A 19,080-nucleotide genomic window follows, 5' to 3' on the forward strand; every position below is an offset into this window, starting at 1 on the left:
TTCAGCAACAGCATATTTTAAAGTTTAAATATTTAAGCATAAATAAAAATATCTATGAATGAGATAGAAGTTGCATACGATAACGTTTGGAATTTTCTTATAACCCACAAAGAGGTTTACATTTTAAGAGCCAGTCATATTCAACCAGGAAAATACATTTGTAAGTATAATAACGAGGAAAGGGAATGTATAGTGGACAATGTAATTGAGGCGAACCCAATGGTAATGAGACAGTACGTGGATAGAAGCGGTTTCTCATCATTACCGGAGTGGATGTCAAGTGCTGCAAGAGTTCACATGAGTCACGTTAGGGGAGGTCCTTTCAGGAAAATGATGTCGTTAATGGATACTAAATACTTACTTCACATAGTCTTAATCTAGATTTATTACCTAAGTTTTATCGAAAGATATAGTATTGAGTGGATTTTAAAGAGAGAATGGAATACTCTACAGAGACCCAAAGAAAAAGTTAAGGGATTTTAGTTGTACCTTCACTTTTTCTAACATAACTTCTTAATAAATACTCTATAGGTATTAAGGAGTGGAAGGCGTAATAGTTGAGATAGCTTTAGAAAATTACATGCCATAGTCCCTAATGAAATATTATAAGGAGGTCCACATGCTTGTCTCATTTTCTCTAGCTAGAATAACTTCGTCATAAAACTCTTTCTTTAGAACTTCTATAAATCATGATTTCGTATTATTTCTTTTTATTCCTAATATATAAGAAATAATTATATTAATGACGAAATTAAATAGTACGCTCTCTAGCGATATAATGCGAGGCGTTTCGATTGTTAAAATATTGACTTATAGAGTCTGATGTTCTATATTGGAGATAGTGCTGTTATTATACTTGGTTACACCTTAAAGGTCAAGTTAATATAGTATAACAACACTACTGACATATGATTCCTACTGACTAGGTGCGTTATGTACTGTCCCATGTTTACCTTGACCTTCATGATCTAACTAAGTATAATATTGCTTAATTATTTCAAGTCTCAAACGGACTTTAAAACAACACATGTGGTTAATCCTATATATGCTGTCACAATTGACGGCATTTATAAAGTTAATAGCGCGGAACTCTTATTAAACTTAGCTACAATCGCAGTATGAAACAAATAGAGGATTGCATATTCTTACTAATACAGACTGGATTACCATACCAAACGTTGACGATCCTTGCAATAAATTGCAAGAGATAAAGAGTAAATTCTGGGCAATTTAGCTGATGGTCAAGACTGCCCGCGTAAGACCATGCCTCAATCTTTTATAAGCTAAGAAGAGATTAAAGTACATGCTGGCGATAAAAGGTAAAATGTTTGACGGTGAAAAAGTCACTGAAGGAGTAGTATTAATCGAAGGAGGAAAGATAGTCAAGATGGGAAAGGACATAGACACGTCAGACGTTAAGACTATTGAAGGGGAATTCATAACGCCGGGGTTGATTGACGCTCACGTCCACTTCTTCGGAGTAAGTAGTGACAACGTTCTAGAGTGGAACATTACTCCAGAAGGTCTATCGACTGCAAGGAGCGTTAGTGACATGATAAGGCTTTTATTTGCGGGCTTCACTACTGTAAGAGACCTGGGAAGCAAGTCCGCGGTCTATTTAAGTAAAGCAGAGAAGGAAGGCACAATAATCGGCCCTAGAGTTATAGCCTCAGGTTATTCAATAGCTGAAACAGGGGGAAATGACGACCCAAAGGATTTGCCTATAGATATGGCTCAACGCCTTTCTTATTCCTTTTACTGCGATTCTCCTTGGGAATGCAGGAAAGCGGTAAGATTAGCAATAAGGCAAGGTGCAGGAGTAATAAAAGTTTATGCCTCGGGAGCATTTTCTCAAGGAGGTAAAGTAAAGGTAGCATTAACAGTTGACGACTTAAAGGCAATAGTTGATGAAGCCCACAAGGCAGGGCTGAAAGTTGCTTCTCACGCATATGGTGAAGAAGCAATTGCTAATAGTATTGAGGCTGGGATAGATACTATAGAGCACGGTCTGGGTTTAACTGAAAGCCTAGCAAAGGAGATCAAGAGGAAGGGAATTTGTTATATTCCAACTTTAGCTGCTTACGAAGCTAATCCTAAGATATCAAAGCTTGACGAGGAGATAAGGGAGAAGAGGGAAGAGCTAATAAGGAGACATTTTACTGACGATATGAAGATAGCTGTAGATAATGAACTGAAGATTGCTACAGGCACAGATTACGTAGGGTCTTCAGAGAGGCCTCACGGGATGAATTATAAGGAGATAGTTCTACTGAGTAAGTATAAGCCCTTTGAAAAGGCTTTAGCTTCTTCAACTTCAGTTGCAGGAGAATGCCTAGGGATAAATGCTGGAGTCCTTAAGGAAGGTTACGTTGCAGACGTTGCAATCTTCGGTAAGGTTAATTCTGTGGAAGACCTTAATCCGTTTAACGTTAAATATGTAATTAGGAAGGGGAGGCTTTATAATGCGGAGTTACTCAGAGAGGTTTTCTGGGATACTATAAAGAGGTAAAAAGACTACATAATTTTTGTTCATAAATTAAGAAGATTTTTCTACTAATATGCGAAAAAAATTAAATAATATTAAAGATAAATCATTTAATATTAAAAGTTTTTCATAATTCTCTTTAAAGAACGAAAGCGAGAGAGATGGCAAAGGTAGTAAATAATTTAATCTACGGTACCGATATAGTATCGGTACCGTATGATCAAGTTTATTTTTGGTAGGGAGCTAACTGAAGAGGACGAATTCTTTGATAGAGAGGATTACGTTAACATTTTACTTAGCTATATAAATAGAAGACAGCCCGTAGCAATATTAGCTCCTAGAAGAATGGGTAAATCTTCACTCTTAAATTATATTAAAATTAAATTAGGCAATGAATATATAGTAGCAAAGATAAGTTTAGAGGGGATAACGACAATAGAAGAATTTGCAGATGAGCTTACAAGCAAGCTAGTTTTGGACGCATTATCTAAGTCGCTCAAAATGAGGGCTAAAAATACTATATCATCCATAGTAGCATCATTAAATCAGTTCTTGGGGTCTATAAAAAGCTTAAACATAAAAATGCCTAATTTGGAGTTGTATATTGATCGTTATTCTCTATTTAAAGAGAATAAATTAAAACCTAGTGAGGTCTTAGACGATGTATTGCTTTTACCTCAAAGAATAGCTGAAGATACTGGAAAGAACGTAGTGCTCATGATAGATGAGTTTCAAAAGATTAGGGCTTTAAAACAGCCTTTTCCAAAAATTCTAGAGATAGCCAGGAAAAGGTTACAGGAAAGTAAAAACGTTGAGATAATAGTTTCAGGTTCGGAAACTGGCTTAATAGAGGAAATGATAACCGAGACTAAGGAACCTTTTTACAACTATTTCAAAATAGAGAGACTTAAGCCCTTCGATAAAGAAACGTCAATAAGGTTCTTAAATGAGGGGCTTAAAGGGAGGTGTAAAGAATATTACGAGAAAGTATATGAAATAACTGAAGGCATTCCTGCATGGTTAAACTTAGCTGGGTTAGTATTTGAGAGGGAATGCGGTATTGAGGCTTTTCTCGAAGACCCTAATGTGGAGATAGAATTGAAAAAAGACCTGGAAGGGCTTACAAAGAACGAACTTAAGGTGTTGAAAGGTTTAGCAAAAGGTAATAAATTAAGCGAAATCAAAGTATCAAATATATATAGAGTATTAAAAACGCTCAAAAATAGAGGACTTATAGAGAAAATAGATGATGAATACCGGATAATAGATCCCATTTTATCATTTTATTTAAGAAAATGATATGAAACTGAGAGATTTCAACTAATCTACAAAGTATTTTAGATAGTAAAATTTTTATCTTCATTTTAATGAAAAGTTAATTGTGAAATTGTATTTACTTATGATAAAAGGACTAATAACTAGTCCATATGTACTGGGTTGGTCTATAGGCTTTGTAATGTTTTGGATAGCCATGGGCGCGTCTATAATTTCTAATGCTAGGCTCTAACACACATGAATGTAAACGTATAGCTGGTTCTAACGATAACATACTGGGTTATTCTAAATAATTAGATTCATATAGGTTTAAGCTATTTTCTATGCAAAAAGGTGAAGCTAATCGAAAATGGGAAAGGCTTATCTGATGCAGAATATAAGATTCTTATAACGGAAGATAGGGTTTGGAGATACATTAATTCCAGATAGAGAAGATTTACTGGAGAATATAACAGTTTTATCATCTCTTCAGAGGGAAGAATTAATGAGATAAACATCTAAATAAAAATGTTTTATCTTATTTTATTTTTTGCTTCAATTATCTCCTTATCAAGGCTTAATATCTCACTTTCCAGTAATATGCTCGCAGATAAGTGTAGGAGATCCAACGTCTTAAGCTTTACCTTATTAGATATCTTTACTGCAAGGTCTATAACTTTATCAAAATCTATTTCTTCAAGCTCACATTTACATTTGCTAAGCGTATAATTAACTAAAGCCTCTAACTCTTCATTAGAGATCTTCACCCTTCTGGAATAAACTGAATATAATTCTACTAATACTAATTTACTAACTATTCTTTCTCCATCTTTAGGATAAATTTTTATAGCCATATTGTGATTTGGATCTTTCTCGTTGACTAAAGCAAGTACTAGACTCGTGTCTATATAATATTTCATTCCCTGTCACTTATAACGTCATTAGATGTGGGTAATTCGAAAGGCAAACCTTCCTTTAACCACTTTTCTGTTAATTCTTTAACCCTCTTTTTCTTCTCTATCTCTTCCTTAGCCTTTACAATACCGTATGAAATGAGAAAATTAAATGCCTCATTCTTAGATTTAGCCAAACCAACTTCTACCATCTGCTCTGCAATATCATAATACTCATCTTTTACCTTAATTGTTACTATCTTCATACTATCATATTACCTTAATAAGATTTAAGATTTACCACAATAACGAGATAAAACAAGTCCCATAAGTAAAATTTTTGAAATGGAAGTGCAAAATTATTTTATGAAATACATAGTCACCGTTGACGAAAGAGGGAGGATAGTATTACCAAAAGAGATTATGGGAAAACTGAACTTAAGAGAGGGAAGTAAAGTTGAAGTAAGCTTTGAGAAAGACGGAAGGATAGCAATTAGGAAGATTATGAGCGGAGAAGATATTTACGGAATAGCAGGGAATGAGAAAGTTAAACTTGAAGAAGTTGAAGAGGCGTTAGGATTTGAAGACGATTGAGTTATGCTCTTTTTCTAGATGAAGAAAGTAAAGATTCTTAGGGAGATTTTGAAGAAAAAAGTTACGTTACAGTGAAACCCATGCTCCTCAGCTTTACAATTAATTCGTCACCTTTATGAACCTTACTAAACCTCAGCAGTTCAATTCCGTTTTGAAGGAATGCCACATCTTGAACCACGTGACTTCCTCCAAGCCTGCTCTCAATAAATTGGTTATTCACCAGAGATATTACTAAGCCCGGAGTATTGAGAGGAACTTCCTTAACTATCTTTCCGAAGCTCACTTTAAATGCCCTCTGGTTTGTTACTACGTATTGACTTGCAGACCTTAGGAGGAAGTACATTATCAACCCAATAGCAATTAATATAATTCCTAGTGCTGCCAGAAGTACTGTTAACGTCAGTAATACTCCAATAATCACTAAAGCTATTGTTACATTCCTTCTGTACCTACTCAAGGAGTAGTCCTTCCAGACCACTTGTTCTCCAGGATTTAAGTTCATATGAGAAAAAGATCTAGATATATTTTAAGTTTTTCCATGTAATAGGCTATTTTATTGGAAACAATCACTACAACTAAATTATAATATTACACAACTCTTTTTAATGGAAAGATTTATTTCCATTTAATACCTTGTTTAATGTTTCCACAAACCGGAAAATTACCTTAGAATGATTTAGGCGATTTCTAAGCTTAGCGAAAGTTTAATTCCTCTTCTTTCTCCTCTTCAAAATCCTAGTCAAGAGCAGAGTCATCAGAAAGGCAAAAGCTAATACTACAGCTCCAGCTATAATCTGTTGGATTACTAGACTCATGTGTTTTAATTTACTCTTTCTACCTTAATATATGAGAGTCAAAATTGATGAGGCGGAAGATCTAGTTTATAAAATTTTTAAGAAAATAACTTACGACGAATATGCAAAATACCTTTCTCAGGAAATAGCAGATGCTGAGGCTGAAGGCCACCCAGATCACGGTTTGCAATTAATACCTTATTATATAGAACTGACTAAGGGAAATACTGTAGATATAGGAGGAGAGAAAGTACGGCCTAAAGCTAAGGTGGAAATTAAAGGAGAGAACTTTGTTTAACGGTAACTTTACTTTCGGTCAAGTAATATTAAGGAAGATTGTAGAGTATTTAGTAAACAAGAACTCGATTATTACATAGTTCTTGGAAGGAATATAAGCCATTTAGGTAGGTTATCCGCTTTTATCAAGAGGCTCTCTCAGAACGGTTATGTTAGCATCATGATGGCTAGGTCTCCTCCTTTAATGGCTTTAAAGGGGATGAAGAATAGGATTGTTGGAAATAATCCTATAAGCATAGGATCTCCAGCTTTGGTTGTAGACACTGCTCTTAGTATTGCGTCATTTGGTAAGGCAGTTAATAAACTAATTAAGGGAGAAAAATTTGATGAATACATAATAGTGGATAGAGAAGGAAACTTAAGTAGAGAGCCAGAGGATTTAATTAAAGGAGGCTCATTGTTGTTCATAGGAGAGTATAAGGGATTTAACCTTTTGGGGATATAACTAATAACCTCGTTCACAGACGAGGATGACGTTAACCCTTTCTTTGCAGTTGCGTTCAAAAGTATGGGAAATTGCAGGAGATTAATTCCTAAGCTTCCCAAGGATTACTTACTAAATTGAAGTTGAATATTCTTTATAGACGAAATTGAGGGAGTTAAGCGTATAATTAAGCATATCTTGTTTTTTAATTCCACTTATACGCATTAAACTCATACAATCCCTTTAGAAAAGATTTATCTACTATTAAAGTTAAGACAATACGATGATCTCTTTAAGGCTTTACAATATTATCTCAATAATTATTTATACGATAGCATTAATTCTACTTTATGCACTTGTTCTACCTTATACAGACGTGCTATTTTATTTAGCCTCAATATCCATTAATTTACTCCCATCCTTTGTTAAACATGAGTACGTTGGTATTAAATTTAAAGGTGTTACATTAATCCCTTCAAAATCTTATTTAGGCCTTTACGTACTAAAAAGTAAAAAGATATTCATTTCATCTATTGCAGTTGATATGCCCGACGTTTTTCTCTTTATAAAATATCACGAGGAAGGACACTCGAGACAATCTTTTGATATAATATACAAGATCTCCAAATTTTATCACCCTTTGCCTTAGCTTTTTACATTTTCGCAATTTCTTCATATCGTAGAAAATATAGATTCTTAATTAAATTTTTGGCATCATTACAATTGTTCCTATTTATCTCCCAATTTTTTGGATATCCTATCTTTATATTTTTAATACCGTTTATAATAGCTATTTCACCAATAATAGAATATGTAGTAATTGCGCTATATTTCATATTAGTATACATGATAATTATTAGTATCCCGGTATTATATTCTACTTTACCATTTTTAGTAGCATTTTTGCTTTATATAGAATACACAATACCTAGCTTAGCATATGAAATCGATGCAGATAGTTATGCGGCAATGAAACTAAAAGATAGGGCCCTTGTAGGATACCTATTATTTACGAGAAAGAAAAAGATCAGCACTGGTTTCATATCACGTATATTTAATTTACTTACCTTATTGGATTTTACTCATCCAAGTCCAGGTTATGAATATTTAAGATTAATGAAATTTGTAAGAAAAATGAAGAATAAAGACTTTTAGTATGGTATTCTCTATATCAAAAACTAGATAATCTTTATTAAAAATAATTCAAACTTTGCTCTGGAAAAACAGAATAGCTGCTATCAGGAATTTCCCAGCCAATGTTTTGTACAAAGAAGGTTAATGAAATGGATTATGAGAAATTGTTTATCCAGTAATATCGAGTGATTTATGAAGTGCTTCAAAAAAGCTGTTAAGGGCATTATTTCAATACAAAGCTTATGCAACCGGTTGAGGCTTACATGCTTGCCAGTGAAGTCCTTGACCTTAAGGTTAGTCAAGTTGTTGATGTACCTAACTGGATAGTTACTGTCTACTTTCCATTAGACACAATAGAAAAGTTAAGGAAGAATTGAAAGATTTAGTCTAGTTACGAATAGAAAGATTCTAGACCATTATAGGTATATTAATAACTAATATGGTATGTTTCACCACTTATCCTTCCTCTAAATAACGGAATATAAAGGAATCCGCTAGCAAGAGTATTCCAGCAATTACGAAGTCTATTCCGTAGCTTAGATAGTGAGTAATGTAACCTGAAATCAGTGAGCCTAAAAAGAGCGAAATACCAACTACAGTGCTGTAAACTCCTAAACCTTTACCTTGTTGTCTCTCTCCAACTATCTTGAAAATCATTGTGGTTGATGAAGAAGAAAAGAAGGAATAAGCTATTCCTGCTGCAATGGGATAAAAAACTAGACCGGAGATCAATATAGGATAACCTAAGAAGAAATACGCGAATACTCCTAGCGCTACATAGGATGACCCTCTCAATATGAGGGAAAAGTGTGCAACCTTACTTTCTGCACCGCCCTCTAGGAGTCTTGAGGAAATTCTAAATCCTAATATTTGGAATATCATTCCTACAGTTATTACCATAAGTACTTCAGACTTCTCTAACCCTTTAACGTAAAGTCCTGCAGGATAAACAGTATTAAATACTCCACTACTTATATAAAAAACAACTAACCCTAGGTAAAGGAGAGGTACGTAGTTTATTGGCTTCTTAGTAAGCCTATTGAGCGAGAACATTTTAAAACTGTGAATGTTAGGCAAATGGAGGAAAATCAATGGGAGGTGCTTTATCCTTACGAAGAAGGACTCCTTGTGTTGAAGCATTGCAGTCCTTTCAAAAGTTATTACGGGCTTAGGAAGTAGCTTTACACCGGCTATTAACGTACCTAAAGTTAGAATACCTAGAATTTCCTCAACCTCGTAAATCTTCAAAAATACCACTAGAAAAGTTGAGGAAAGTAAACCTAGGAGCATACCAATGGAGGAGAAGAAGGAGAATTTTGAGAATAGGGAACCCCAGTGTTTTTTCTCTGCAGACTCCATGACTAACATGTTGAAAGGGGTCGTTGATGCAGTACTCATAAAAACTAACAAGGAGTAATTTAAAGCTAAGAAAGAGATGGAATTAAAGAAAGGCATAAGAAGGAGAGGTATTGCAGTACCTACAAAGCTTGTGAGTATCTGCTTTTTCCTATCCATTCTATCTGCTAAAAATCCCCATATGATGGAAGCTGGTATTAGAACCGCATTACCGAGTGAAATTACGTAAGCTACGTCTATTGCATTACCTCCAAGGGTTAGGATTTGTAAAGTAACTAGAGTTGAAATAGGTCCAATGACCATGTTAAATGGTATTACGAGATACATCCACTTTGTGCTAGCTTTTATCATTCGACTTTAAACTTACAATGTTATTTAAAAGACTTATTGTAATGTTATCGACTACATTTAACCTTATATCTGCTTTTACACAGTGTAAAAAATCCAGAGAAAATTTTTACATCGATAAATATCTTCCCTAGCGGTTATGAATTATCATGGGAAAAAGAAATATTTGATAATTAACGTTTTTAAGAAAAAGGCATCAGTGATGCTTTTTAAAGTACAGTGCAACTATAGCTAATACTATAATTATTAGCAGTAGGAACCTTGGATTACTAAGCAATGCAAGAGGATTCCCTCCCTCTACTTTACCTCCTGCCCAGTTGCTTATCAGGGAAGAAAGCTCGCGAGCAATTGTAGGATTGCAGATCACTATCCCTAATTCTCTATTACAGTGTATTGAAGTATAATCAAGGTTTACACTCCCTATATAAACGTAGTTTCCTACAACTATTACCTTTGCAGTCATGTCAGGAATTTCTACAGCACCTAGCTGACTCTTTGCGCAATTATCTTCGCTATAAGTTGAAGTCACTATAGTCCTCTCATGACCTTCTATTGTTGGGTAAAACCCACTAGATGGGTAAAGCTCCTCCATTGCTATGTATAAATGCCCGGGCTGTGAAAGTATATTGGAAAGCTCACACTCGCTGTTTATTGGAGAAACTACTATCCCAGGGTAATTTACAGTTACCGGCTTACCGTAATAGTCGTCAAGGATTATACAAGCGAAAGCCCTGGCTATAGAGAAGTTACGAATATCTAAGTCAATCCCGTGATCCTTGTGGATACCGTAGTAAGTTGGATTTATTGACCCTAAAATTACCGTACAGTTGTTTATGATGAAAGCCTTTGAGTGAACGTATTGATACCCAGAGAGGAACTTAACGTGAACTCCAGAGGAGTTCAATTCTGATACTAATTGCTCTTCATCAGAAGGTATTCCACCGTAAACGTTTGCTGAAAGTACTACAAAAGCTTCTCCACCTTTCTTAACTGCATTAATTATTGCATTGGCTATCTGACAGCATGTAAGCTCATACACCTCAGCATAAACGTACTTCCCATTGTAAAGGCAGGATATTATATCGGTGGAATTGACTGGACCTAATATTATGCTAACTTGACAAGTCTTAATTTTAACATACCACGACGGTGAGGAAGAGTAGGAATGCATACTAAAAAGAGGAGTAGGAGAAAGTAGCATTAAGATTAGGATTATAATAGTTGTCTTAGGTTTCATGTTTAAGGTTACTATTAGTAGCTTAAATTATTATCTTAATACAATGTAAGGCTTTTAAAGTAGAAAGTAGAAAGTAGAATATGGTAAATAAGGTTACCGTAAAGGTTAGTGAGTCTACACTTGAGATGTTAAAGAAACTTAAGGAGGAGAATAATTTATCTTCAATTGATGATGCAATACAGTACTTGATAAGATTATATAGAGAAGAGAAATTGAAAACATTCTTCGGTATAGATAAAGAAAAGATAACTCCTTTTACTAGAGATGATAGAATTGAAGATCGTGATGGATAGTTATGCATGGATAGAACTATTCTTAGGAAGCGAGAAGGGGAAGAAGGTTAAGGAACTGCTCTCCTCTGCGAGTGAAATTATTACCCCTGACATAGTTCTTGCAGAGATTGCTAGGAAATATATTAGGGAAGGATTTGGAGAAAAGGAAGTTAAGGAGAGGCTAAAGTTTATAGAAGAGAATAGCATAATTATGTGTTTAGATTCTGAAATAAGTATAGAAGGAGGAAAAGCTTATCTAGAACTGAATACAAAATCTCAAAGGGAAGGAAAGAACAAGCCTGCACTAACGGATTCTATACTCTTAGCAATAAGCAGAAAGTGTTCCGCGAAAATTATAACAGGAGATAAGATATTTGAAGGAATGAGAGAAGTAATAATGATCTAAAGATTTCAAGCTCTATTCTCTATCTTCATAGGCCAAGTAAACATTGATATGAAAACTACTGCCAATGATGCGAATTCTATTCCGTCAACAAAGTAAGGTAATGAAGCCATTCCAAAAACATCAATAATTCCACCAATCACAGCTGATACTACACCACCAGCAACTGCACCAATATTATAAGCAGAACCCGTTAGGAACGCTCTAACTTCTGGAGGGACACTACTAGCAGCAATACCAGAAATCAAAGGCCAAAAACCTACAGCAAAAGCATAAAGATAAACGCCAGCACTCATTATTGGAATATCCTTGAAAGAGGAAATTATTGGCATTGATAAGAATGAAGCGACTAATAACCCTGCAATTCCTACGTATACTAATTTAAAGACCCCTGCAATGTAAGAAAGCCTACCGAAAATAATGTAAGAAACTCCCTGGACTCCATTAGCTACAGCCATTAAAAGTCCTACGTAATAATCAGGGAACCCTGATGCCTTAGCGAAATCAGGATAAATACTGAAAACTGATAAATATGCGATAAACATACCGCTCATAGCTAGTGAAGCCCTAATGAAATAAGGTGAATAATCCTTAACATTAACTTTCATTTGAGTAACTGAAGGTTTGAAATCCTCCGTAACTTTAAAGTAAATGTAAGGAACTATGATGAGGGGCAATGAACCGGTTAGCATGAAAATTCTATAACCTTCCAGAGAAGTTAAATCACTACTCATTAACATGAAAGTAACCCCGGTAAGCGCATAACCTAAAGCATAACCTGATTGAACTACACTGTTTACGAGCTGTAACTTCTGCTTAGGAGACTGTTCAATAGCTAGCACTGTACCGGAAGTCCACTGGGCACCCATAAAGACTCCTTCAATTGTCCTGAATACAGACATTAATGGAAAAGAAGTTGAAAATGCGAATAAAATCTGAAATATAGAGTACCCTGCAGTGCCTGCCAGTGCTACTATTTTTCTTCCTTTAGTATCAGCCATCTTACCGAAAATGCTTGCCCCTACAACCCTTCCTATCAGCCCAAGAGAGAATATTATAGTTAAATCTAGATAACTTAATCCTAGGATCTTATTTAGGAAAGTGTAAGCATATGTTATTAACACTAAGTCGTAAATGTTTCCTGCCCAGGCTAAAGTTGATGAAGTTACTGCGTGAATATACTTTTGCATATTTAAAAAATAAAAATGTAGTTTAAAAAACTTTTATTAAATCTCTGTATAGAGATAAAAAGTAATTTATAGAACTATTTGACAGCATTAATATATGTTATACTGGACATTTATTTAGTTTATAGCAGGTTATCAAAAATGTCACAAGTGTTAAAATTTTCTATTGTTTTGTATATATTAAAAATAGGAAATAATTGTTAAATGTTCGAGAATGTAAGCAACACTAATGAAAGCTCCTACTATGAGAACATTCTTAGAAAGTAGAAAGATATAAGCGGGAAAAATGAAAGTAGTAAACACAATAATTGCATAATAAGTAAAGCTTTAACTATTATGAATAAACTGTATTAATCCTCAGCTTAATTGAATCTTTCAAACTATGTATTGATAAATATTATTCCTCTTATAATTTTTACATGCAGTTAGCTTGGTTAAACTATTAACTTATGTATGGTTAAACATTTATACTTACAAGATAACAATAAAATATGGAAAAACATAGAGCAAGAGTTTATAAAAAGGGAATAATAGTTATTCCTAAAGATATAATGGAAAAATTGGAATAAGAGAAGGTACTATAATAGAATTAGTAGTTAATGGAGATAAAATATGCATAGAGAAACCAGCAACGCTCTTAGACCTTTTTGGCGTTGACGGAAATGATGCAGTAGAAATTGCTAAGGAAATAACAAAGGAAAGGAGGAACGAAGTTGAAAGAGAAATACGTTCTTGATGCAGGACCTTTATCCTTATTATTTGCAGGTAAGAAGGAGGTTAAAAAATATTTTGAAGATATGTACATAGGCAATGCAACAATCTATATGAGTGAGGTGAATCTTGCCGAATTCCTTTATCACTATATTTCAAAGAAAGGGAAGGATATTGCACTAGCTAGACACAGATATATTAGAAATTCTCCAATTATAATAGTATCTCCTGATGAAAAGATAACTGAAAATGCTGCATTAATAAAGAGTAAATATGCTTACTTATCCTTAGCTGATGCATACCTTATAGCTACTGCAAAGGAAGTTAAAGGAAAAGTTATTACTACTGATAATGATATAGAAAAAACTAAAGAAATTGAAACAATAACAGTTCCTTTGGATTAAAGTTACAGTGAAAGGTTACTATTAGTCAAAATAAAGGTTGTATAGTTCACTTGAGTATAATAATTTATTCGCTATATGAACAACGTACTAAAAATAAGTTATCCTGCTTCACATGAAAGTTCTTTAATCTTCTCGTTCCTTATGTCTGTCTATTATGTTTAAATATTAGTTTAGCTAGCTTAACTATAGTGAAGCCAGTTTGACTCTAAGAATTGAAGTTGGAAAGAAGGGTTACATAATTATTCCTAAGGACATCAGAGACCTCCTAGGTATAAAAGAAGGTGACAGGCTTATCCTGAGCGTTTATGATGGTAAAATTATTCTTGAGCCTGAAAGAAAAATTAACGTCAGCGAAATTTTAAAAAGACTAGAGGAACATCATGCTAGAATTTCATCTTATGCAAAAAGTGCAAAATTAGGAGACCTAGCAAATTCAAGCCTTGAAGAGGAGTTCGATGATATTTCTTGACGCAAACTTTATCATTTACTTAAATCTAGGGGTAAAAGAAATAGAAAATTTTTATATTAAAGTATTACAAGAAGATCAACTAGCCATAGATTCATTAGTTATAGATGAAGTAATTTACATTTCAAAGAAAAAATATAACGTAAACTTTAACGATACAATAAATTTTCTGGATGAGATTGTCTTACCCAATTCTTTAATCCTTCCAATACGGAAGGAAGATTACGAAACCGCAAAAAGCATAATGTTAAATTATAATCTAAAACCGTCAGACGCGTTTCACGTTGCAGTAATGCTAAATAATTCAATTAATAAAATTATAAGTGAGGATAAGGATTTTGATAGAGTAAAAGAAATTGAAAGAATTTGGTTGACATAACTAACTATGTTAGAAAATCACATTCCATGTAATAAGAAATCCAAGAGTTTTGAAGAGTATAATTTTAGTTCTTCCTCCACTTTTCTAACTTCGTCAACAAGCGATGAGTCTAAATTATAAGTTTCGACCCACTCCTTAACAATTGACGAATCAACCTCCTCGTGAAACTGAACTCCTAAAGCCTTACCTATCCTGAAAGCTTGAAAGTATTTTTCACTGTAAGCTAGTAACTTAGCTCCCCTAGGTAAGGAAAAAGTATCACCGTGTAGTTGAAATACTTTAATCTTATCATTGCCAAACAGACTCTTAAACTCGTCAAGTAAACTAACTTCTTGCACTCCCACTTCCTGTCCATAAGGACCTTTAATAACCTTTCCTCCTAATGCTTCAGCGATTATTTGCGAACCTAAGCAAACTCCTAAGATTTTCTTACCTTGAGCGTATGTATTCCTTACGAGCTCAATCTCCTTTTTTATGAATGGATATTTATCGCTCTCATAAACTCCCATTGGGCCTCCCATGAGTATTAACACATCGAAGTCCTCGTTTCCTTCGATTTCGGTAGCAAACTTTTCCTCAGCTTTAATCTTTAAATTTCCCAACCTTTCTACTGGATGGTGATATATTGCAAGAACTTTCATGATATAAACTGTAAGTGAAAGAATTTAAACTTTCAAGTTAGTATCTTGTTCTCCATTTTCTATCTTCATTTACAATTTTCTTAAGAATTTCTGCCTCTTCTTCAGTCAATTTAGGCGTCTTATTTGTTTTCACGCTATATTCTTCTCTCTAAAGCTTTTTAATGTTATAATTAACACCTTATTATGGATCTTGAAAAGTTAAAAATGGATGCCCTAGAAATTGAGGATAGAATCATTGAAATAAGGAGGAAAATACACGAGTACCCCGAACTTTCCTACAAAGAGTACAATACTGCAAAGCTTGTTGCAGAAACTCTGAAGAGCCTTGGAATAGAAGTTAAAGTAGGCGTAGGATTACCTACTGCAGTCCTCGGTATCTTGAGGACGTCAAAGCCTGGAAAAGTGGTAGCTTTAAGGGCAGACATGGACGCACTTCCAGTTGAGGAAATGACTGACTTACCTTATAAATCTAAAGTAAATGGAGTAATGCATGCTTGCGGTCACGATACACACGTTGCAATGCTTTTAGGTGCTGCAATGCTACTTGCAAAGAACATTGACATGATTTCGGGAGAAGTTAGGTTCATTTTCCAACCTGCAGAAGAAGACGGAGGATTAGGAGGAGCAAAGCCCATGATAGATGCAGGAGTAATGGACGGGGTAGATTACGTTTTTGGGTTACACATATCCTCAGCTTACCCTGCAGGAGTTTTCGTAACTAGGAAAGGACCTTTAATGGCAACTCCAGATGCGTTTAAGATCGTTGTTCACGGTAAAGGAGGTCACGGGTCTGCTCCGCATGAGACTATAGACCCCGTCTATATTTCACTCCTCATAGCTAACGCAATTTACGGAATAACTGCTAGGCAAATAGATCCTGTTCAACCTTTCGTTATCTCAATAACTTCCATTCACGCAGGTACTAAGGATAATATAATTCCTGACGACGCAGTAATGGAAGGAACTGTAAGGAGCCTGGACGAGAAAGTAAGGAGTAAGGCTTTAGATTATATGCAAAGGATTGTATCGTCTATTTGCGGAATTTACGGTGCAGAGTGTAAAATAGAGTTCATGAAGGACGTTTACCCTACAACGGTTAATGATCCTGAAACTACTGAGGAGGTTATGAAATTGTTAAGCCAAATTTCGAAAGTTGAGGAAACTCAACCTATCTTAGGTGCAGAGGACTTCTCAAGGTTCTTGCAGAAGGCTAAGGGTACTTACTTCTTCCTAGGGACTAGGAGTGAAAAACTAGGTTGTATTTATCCAAACCATAGTTCTAAATTCTGCGTGGATGAGAGTGTACTAAAGTTAGGTGCTTTAGCTCACGCAGTCTTAGCAATAGAATTTACTAATAAGAAATAGGTTTTCTTTTCACTTCCTCCCACTTTCCTTTATAAAATATCATTTTACCATTTTTTGCAATAACCTTACCCTTCCTTATAACAAACCTTGGAGGATCCATAAATCTGAGCAAATCTATCATGTCTTCAGCCTCGGTTATTAAAATATTTGCCTCAGCTCCTTCCTTTATACCGTAATCTTTAAGCCTCCAAGCTTTGGCTGAATTATATGTAATTAAATCTAAAGAGTTGTAAATTTCGTCTCCAGTAAGTTGGTCTAAATGGATTGCCATGAAAAGCACTTGTAACATGTTCCCTGCACCTAAAGGATACCAAGGGTCCATTATGCAATCGTGACCTAGTGCTACGTTAACTCCACTGCTTATCATCTCCTTTATAGGAGCATTACCCCTCCTCTTTGGATAACCTTCAAGCCTTCCTTGGAGTACCGCATTTATCAGAGGGTTAGGTACTACTGTAATTCCTGCCTTAGCAACAACAGGGAGTATTCTAAACCTATAAGCAGGATCCCAACTGTGCATTGCGGTAACGTGACCTGCAGTTACTCTCCACTCCCAAGAATTGTTTATGGTTTCTCTAGCTAATACTTCTAAGAATCTAGAATTTGGGTCGTCAGTTTCATCTATATGCCCATCCACGTCTTTATTATACTCCTTTGCCACCTCAAATGCAAACTTTATTGATTTAACCCCGTCTTCCCTAGTTATTTCATTATGAGGAATTAAACCTACGTTATCTGCACCTTCCTCAACTGCCTTCCTTAATACTTCATCGTTTCCTTTATCTGCGTAAATTCCGTCCTGAGGAAAAGCGGTTATTTGAATGTCAGCTATTTCTTTGAAATCTTCCTTAACTCTCTTTATAGCCCTTAAAAGTTTTAGAGACTTTTCTGTAACGTCGACATGAGTCCTTATCCACAAAGTACCGTAAGCTACCATTAATTTTACCGCAGTAGTAGCGTTCCTATAAACTTCCTCCTCAGTAAGCTTACTCCTAATTTCCTGCCATATCCTTATTCCCTCCCATAAAGTACCGCTCTTATTTTTAACTTGAGTAAATGCACTATCTAAATGGAAATGCATGTTAAAATAAGGTGGAATTACGAGTTTCTTTTCAGCGTCTATTACATCGTCACCCGTACACTTTCCAATGCAAGTTATTTTCTCTCCTTCAATTTTTATATTTACAATCCTCCCGTCAAGTAACTTAGCATTCTTTATTAGCATGAGGGAGAAGAGGAAAATTTAACTTTTAACACTAATCCTCCTCTTTGGCCAGGTTATTACGCTTACGAATACAAGCACTAGTGCTGATATCACGAAACCATCTATTGCTTTTGTTAACGCATCATAACCGTAAATTGAGGAAATTGCACCAAGGATAATGTCTGCTATGCCTCCCATTAAACCTCCCATGTTATATGAAAATCCAGAAAGGAATCCTCTAACATTCATAGGCACGGAGTCTGCTAAAAGTAATGGCATTACAGGCCAGAAGCCCGTTGAGAACGCAAAAACTACAGTTCCTAAAAACATTATATAAGTATTAATTAAGGAGGAGAAAATTGGTACAGAGAATGGAATGGAAACAAGCAAACCTGCAACACCTGCATAAATTAACTTCCTCTTATCAAATTTATCAGCGAGTTTTCCGAAAATTACAAAGGAACCTGCAAGTACAAGATTTGCTATAAGCATTAGGATTGCAAGAAAATATGGAGGCATCTTTGCATAGTCTAACGCAATGGTAGTATAATTACCGAAAACGGAAAAGTATGCAATAAACATTCCGCCCATTGCTGCAGTTGCCTTAATAAGAACGTTAAGGTAGTCATTATATCTTGGTTTCTCAACTTCAGCCTTTTTAATGCTTTCTCCAACCTTAAGTTGTATATAAGGGAGAAGAGCTAAGGGTAAAGAACCCGTGAGGAGGAATAACCTCCAATCACTTGCTAGGGATGATAAAAACAAAAAGTAGGTTAATCCTGTCAAAGCATAACCTATTCCGTAACCCGCTTGGTAAATTCCAGTAATAAAACCTCTTACACTCACTGGAGCTTTCTCATAAGCTAAAACCATCCCTGCAGTCCATGCTGCACCCATGAATAATCCTTCAAGCCCTCTGAACAAGAACAGTAAGATAGCGTTAGGAGAGAAAGCCATTAAACCTTGAAATAATGCATAACCTCCGGTCCCTATTATCATTACAGGCTTCCTGCCTATTGCGTCAGCGTATTTCCCGAATATCATTCCTCCTATTACTCTCCCTATTAAACCTAAGGCGAATAATATTGAGATATCCAGATAATTTAAGGAGAAGGCCGACATTAAGTAAGAATAAACGTAAGTAATTAGAAGTAAATCGTAAATATTACCTGCCCAAGATAATGTAGAAGATATTGTAGCATGAATGTACTCCTTCATTATTATTTAGTTAA

At 35.0% G+C, this 19,080-nt stretch carries 25 protein-coding genes; 16 read left to right on the plus strand and 9 right to left on the minus strand.

Features of this window, described 5'->3' with window-relative positions; translation table 11 throughout:
- The first annotated feature begins 54 nt into the window (after nt 1-54).
- The 4 genes from HS5_RS08590 to HS5_RS14540 all read left to right on the plus strand — a co-directional run bounded on the left by HS5_RS08590 (nt 55) and on the right by HS5_RS14540 (nt 3,992).
- Complete coding sequence (locus HS5_RS08590) at nt 55-381, plus strand: hypothetical protein (RefSeq protein WP_236750957.1); 327 nt, start codon at nt 55-57, stop codon at nt 379-381.
- 922 nt (nt 382-1,303) lie between these two features.
- Complete coding sequence (locus HS5_RS08595) at nt 1,304-2,509, plus strand: amidohydrolase family protein (protein WP_236750958.1); 1,206 nt, start codon at nt 1,304-1,306, stop codon at nt 2,507-2,509.
- A gap of 192 nt (nt 2,510-2,701) precedes the next feature.
- Nucleotides 2,702-3,784, plus strand: coding sequence for an ATP-binding protein (locus HS5_RS08600; protein ID WP_236750959.1), 1,083 nt, complete (start codon nt 2,702-2,704; stop codon nt 3,782-3,784).
- 82 nt (nt 3,785-3,866) lie between these two features.
- Nucleotides 3,867-3,992, plus strand: coding sequence for a hypothetical protein (locus HS5_RS14540; RefSeq protein WP_256445539.1), 126 nt, complete (start codon nt 3,867-3,869; stop codon nt 3,990-3,992).
- Nucleotides 3,993-4,272: 280 nt separating this feature from the next.
- Here the strand turns inward: HS5_RS14540 and HS5_RS08605 are convergent, their stop codons facing one another.
- Both HS5_RS08605 and HS5_RS08610 read right to left on the minus strand, forming a co-directional pair.
- On the minus strand, nt 4,273-4,659 hold the full coding sequence (locus HS5_RS08605; protein WP_236750960.1) for a PIN domain-containing protein: 387 nt from the start codon (nt 4,657-4,659) through the stop codon (nt 4,273-4,275).
- A complete protein-coding gene (locus HS5_RS08610) occupies nt 4,656-4,898 on the minus strand; it encodes a VapB-type antitoxin (protein WP_236750961.1) in 243 nt (80 codons plus the stop codon). The genes HS5_RS08605 and HS5_RS08610 overlap by 4 nt, the downstream gene beginning before the upstream one ends.
- Nucleotides 4,899-4,998: 100 nt before the next feature.
- Between HS5_RS08610 and HS5_RS08615 the strand changes: the two genes are divergently transcribed.
- Complete coding sequence (locus HS5_RS08615) at nt 4,999-5,226, plus strand: AbrB/MazE/SpoVT family DNA-binding domain-containing protein (RefSeq protein ID WP_236750962.1); 228 nt, start codon at nt 4,999-5,001, stop codon at nt 5,224-5,226.
- Nucleotides 5,227-5,287: 61 nt separating this feature from the next.
- Here the strand turns inward: HS5_RS08615 and HS5_RS08620 are convergent, their stop codons facing one another.
- Complete coding sequence (locus tag HS5_RS08620) at nt 5,288-5,728, minus strand: hypothetical protein (RefSeq protein WP_236750963.1); 441 nt, start codon at nt 5,726-5,728, stop codon at nt 5,288-5,290.
- A 344-nt stretch (nt 5,729-6,072) separates the two neighbouring features.
- Here HS5_RS08620 and HS5_RS08625 point away from each other — a divergent pair, with 344 nt between their 5' ends.
- From HS5_RS08625 to HS5_RS14545, 5 genes are all read left to right on the plus strand, one after another.
- Complete coding sequence (locus HS5_RS08625; protein ID WP_236750964.1) at nt 6,073-6,318, plus strand: hypothetical protein; 246 nt, start codon at nt 6,073-6,075, stop codon at nt 6,316-6,318.
- Nucleotides 6,319-6,393: 75 nt separating this feature from the next.
- Nucleotides 6,394-6,762 (plus strand): Ldh family oxidoreductase, encoded by a 369-nt coding sequence (locus tag HS5_RS08630; RefSeq protein ID WP_256445588.1) that lies wholly within the window; start codon nt 6,394-6,396, stop codon nt 6,760-6,762.
- Between the two features lie 262 nt (nt 6,763-7,024).
- Nucleotides 7,025-7,390, plus strand: a complete 366-nt coding sequence (locus HS5_RS08635) for a hypothetical protein (RefSeq protein WP_236750966.1) — start codon at nt 7,025-7,027, stop codon at nt 7,388-7,390.
- Between the two features lie 59 nt (nt 7,391-7,449).
- Nucleotides 7,450-7,896 (plus strand): hypothetical protein, encoded by a 447-nt coding sequence (locus HS5_RS08640; protein WP_236750967.1) that lies wholly within the window; start codon nt 7,450-7,452, stop codon nt 7,894-7,896.
- Between the two features lie 221 nt (nt 7,897-8,117).
- Nucleotides 8,118-8,252 carry a hypothetical protein gene (locus HS5_RS14545; RefSeq protein WP_256445540.1) on the plus strand — a complete coding sequence of 45 codons (135 nt, stop codon included), beginning with the start codon at nt 8,118-8,120 and terminating at the stop codon, nt 8,250-8,252.
- 79 nt (nt 8,253-8,331) lie between these two features.
- Here HS5_RS14545 and HS5_RS08645 read toward each other — a convergent pair whose 3' ends face one another.
- Nucleotides 8,332-9,582 (minus strand): MFS transporter, encoded by a 1,251-nt coding sequence (locus HS5_RS08645; RefSeq protein WP_236750968.1) that lies wholly within the window; start codon nt 9,580-9,582, stop codon nt 8,332-8,334.
- 193 nt (nt 9,583-9,775) lie between these two features.
- Nucleotides 9,776-10,816 carry a phospholipase D-like domain-containing protein gene (locus HS5_RS08650; protein ID WP_236750969.1) on the minus strand — a complete coding sequence of 347 codons (1,041 nt, stop codon included), beginning with the start codon at nt 10,814-10,816 and terminating at the stop codon, nt 9,776-9,778.
- 80 nt (nt 10,817-10,896) lie between these two features.
- Here HS5_RS08650 and HS5_RS08655 point away from each other — a divergent pair, with 80 nt between their 5' ends.
- Together HS5_RS08655 and HS5_RS08660 are read left to right on the plus strand one after the other, a co-directional pair.
- Nucleotides 10,897-11,109 carry a VapB-type antitoxin gene (locus tag HS5_RS08655; RefSeq protein WP_236750970.1) on the plus strand — a complete coding sequence of 71 codons (213 nt, stop codon included), beginning with the start codon at nt 10,897-10,899 and terminating at the stop codon, nt 11,107-11,109.
- Nucleotides 11,102-11,494, plus strand: coding sequence for a PIN domain-containing protein (locus HS5_RS08660; protein WP_236750971.1), 393 nt, complete (start codon nt 11,102-11,104; stop codon nt 11,492-11,494). Before HS5_RS08655 ends, HS5_RS08660 begins: the two co-directional genes overlap by 8 nt.
- 5 nt (nt 11,495-11,499) lie before the next feature.
- On the opposite strand, the gene HS5_RS08665 is transcribed toward HS5_RS08660, so the two are convergent.
- On the minus strand, nt 11,500-12,681 hold the full coding sequence (locus HS5_RS08665) for an MFS transporter (protein WP_236750972.1): 1,182 nt from the start codon (nt 12,679-12,681) through the stop codon (nt 11,500-11,502).
- Between the two features lie 710 nt (nt 12,682-13,391).
- On the opposite strand from HS5_RS08665, the gene HS5_RS08670 reads away from it, so the two are divergent.
- The 3 genes from HS5_RS08670 (at nt 13,392) to HS5_RS08680 (ending at nt 14,638) form a co-directional block, all read left to right on the plus strand.
- Nucleotides 13,392-13,793 (plus strand): type II toxin-antitoxin system VapC family toxin, encoded by a 402-nt coding sequence (locus HS5_RS08670; protein ID WP_236750973.1) that lies wholly within the window; start codon nt 13,392-13,394, stop codon nt 13,791-13,793.
- A gap of 199 nt (nt 13,794-13,992) precedes the next feature.
- Nucleotides 13,993-14,262, plus strand: a complete 270-nt coding sequence (locus HS5_RS08675; RefSeq protein ID WP_236750975.1) for an AbrB/MazE/SpoVT family DNA-binding domain-containing protein — start codon at nt 13,993-13,995, stop codon at nt 14,260-14,262.
- Nucleotides 14,249-14,638: a type II toxin-antitoxin system VapC family toxin gene (locus HS5_RS08680; RefSeq protein ID WP_236750977.1), complete on the plus strand. Its 390-nt coding sequence runs from the start codon at nt 14,249-14,251 to the stop codon at nt 14,636-14,638. The genes HS5_RS08675 and HS5_RS08680 overlap by 14 nt, the downstream gene beginning before the upstream one ends.
- A gap of 17 nt (nt 14,639-14,655) precedes the next feature.
- Here the strand turns inward: HS5_RS08680 and HS5_RS08685 are convergent, their stop codons facing one another.
- Nucleotides 14,656-15,279, minus strand: a complete 624-nt coding sequence (locus HS5_RS08685) for a type 1 glutamine amidotransferase (protein ID WP_236750979.1) — start codon at nt 15,277-15,279, stop codon at nt 14,656-14,658.
- 183 nt (nt 15,280-15,462) lie between these two features.
- Here HS5_RS08685 and cpsA point away from each other — a divergent pair, with 183 nt between their 5' ends.
- On the plus strand, nt 15,463-16,644 hold the full coding sequence (gene cpsA / locus HS5_RS08690) for a carboxypeptidase CpsA (RefSeq protein ID WP_236750981.1): 1,182 nt from the start codon (nt 15,463-15,465) through the stop codon (nt 16,642-16,644).
- Here cpsA and HS5_RS08695 read toward each other — a convergent pair.
- On the minus strand, nt 16,631-17,869 hold the full coding sequence (locus HS5_RS08695; RefSeq protein ID WP_236750983.1) for an amidohydrolase family protein: 1,239 nt from the start codon (nt 17,867-17,869) through the stop codon (nt 16,631-16,633). The genes cpsA and HS5_RS08695 overlap by 14 nt on opposite strands.
- Before the next feature lie 18 nt (nt 17,870-17,887).
- Nucleotides 17,888-19,066 carry an MFS transporter gene (locus HS5_RS08700; RefSeq protein ID WP_236750985.1) on the minus strand — a complete coding sequence of 393 codons (1,179 nt, stop codon included), beginning with the start codon at nt 19,064-19,066 and terminating at the stop codon, nt 17,888-17,890.
- Between the last annotated feature and the right edge of the window lie 14 nt (nt 19,067-19,080).

It is taken from the genome of Acidianus sp. HS-5 (genome assembly GCF_021655615.1).
Lineage (GTDB): Archaea > Thermoproteota > Thermoprotei_A > Sulfolobales > Sulfolobaceae > Acidianus.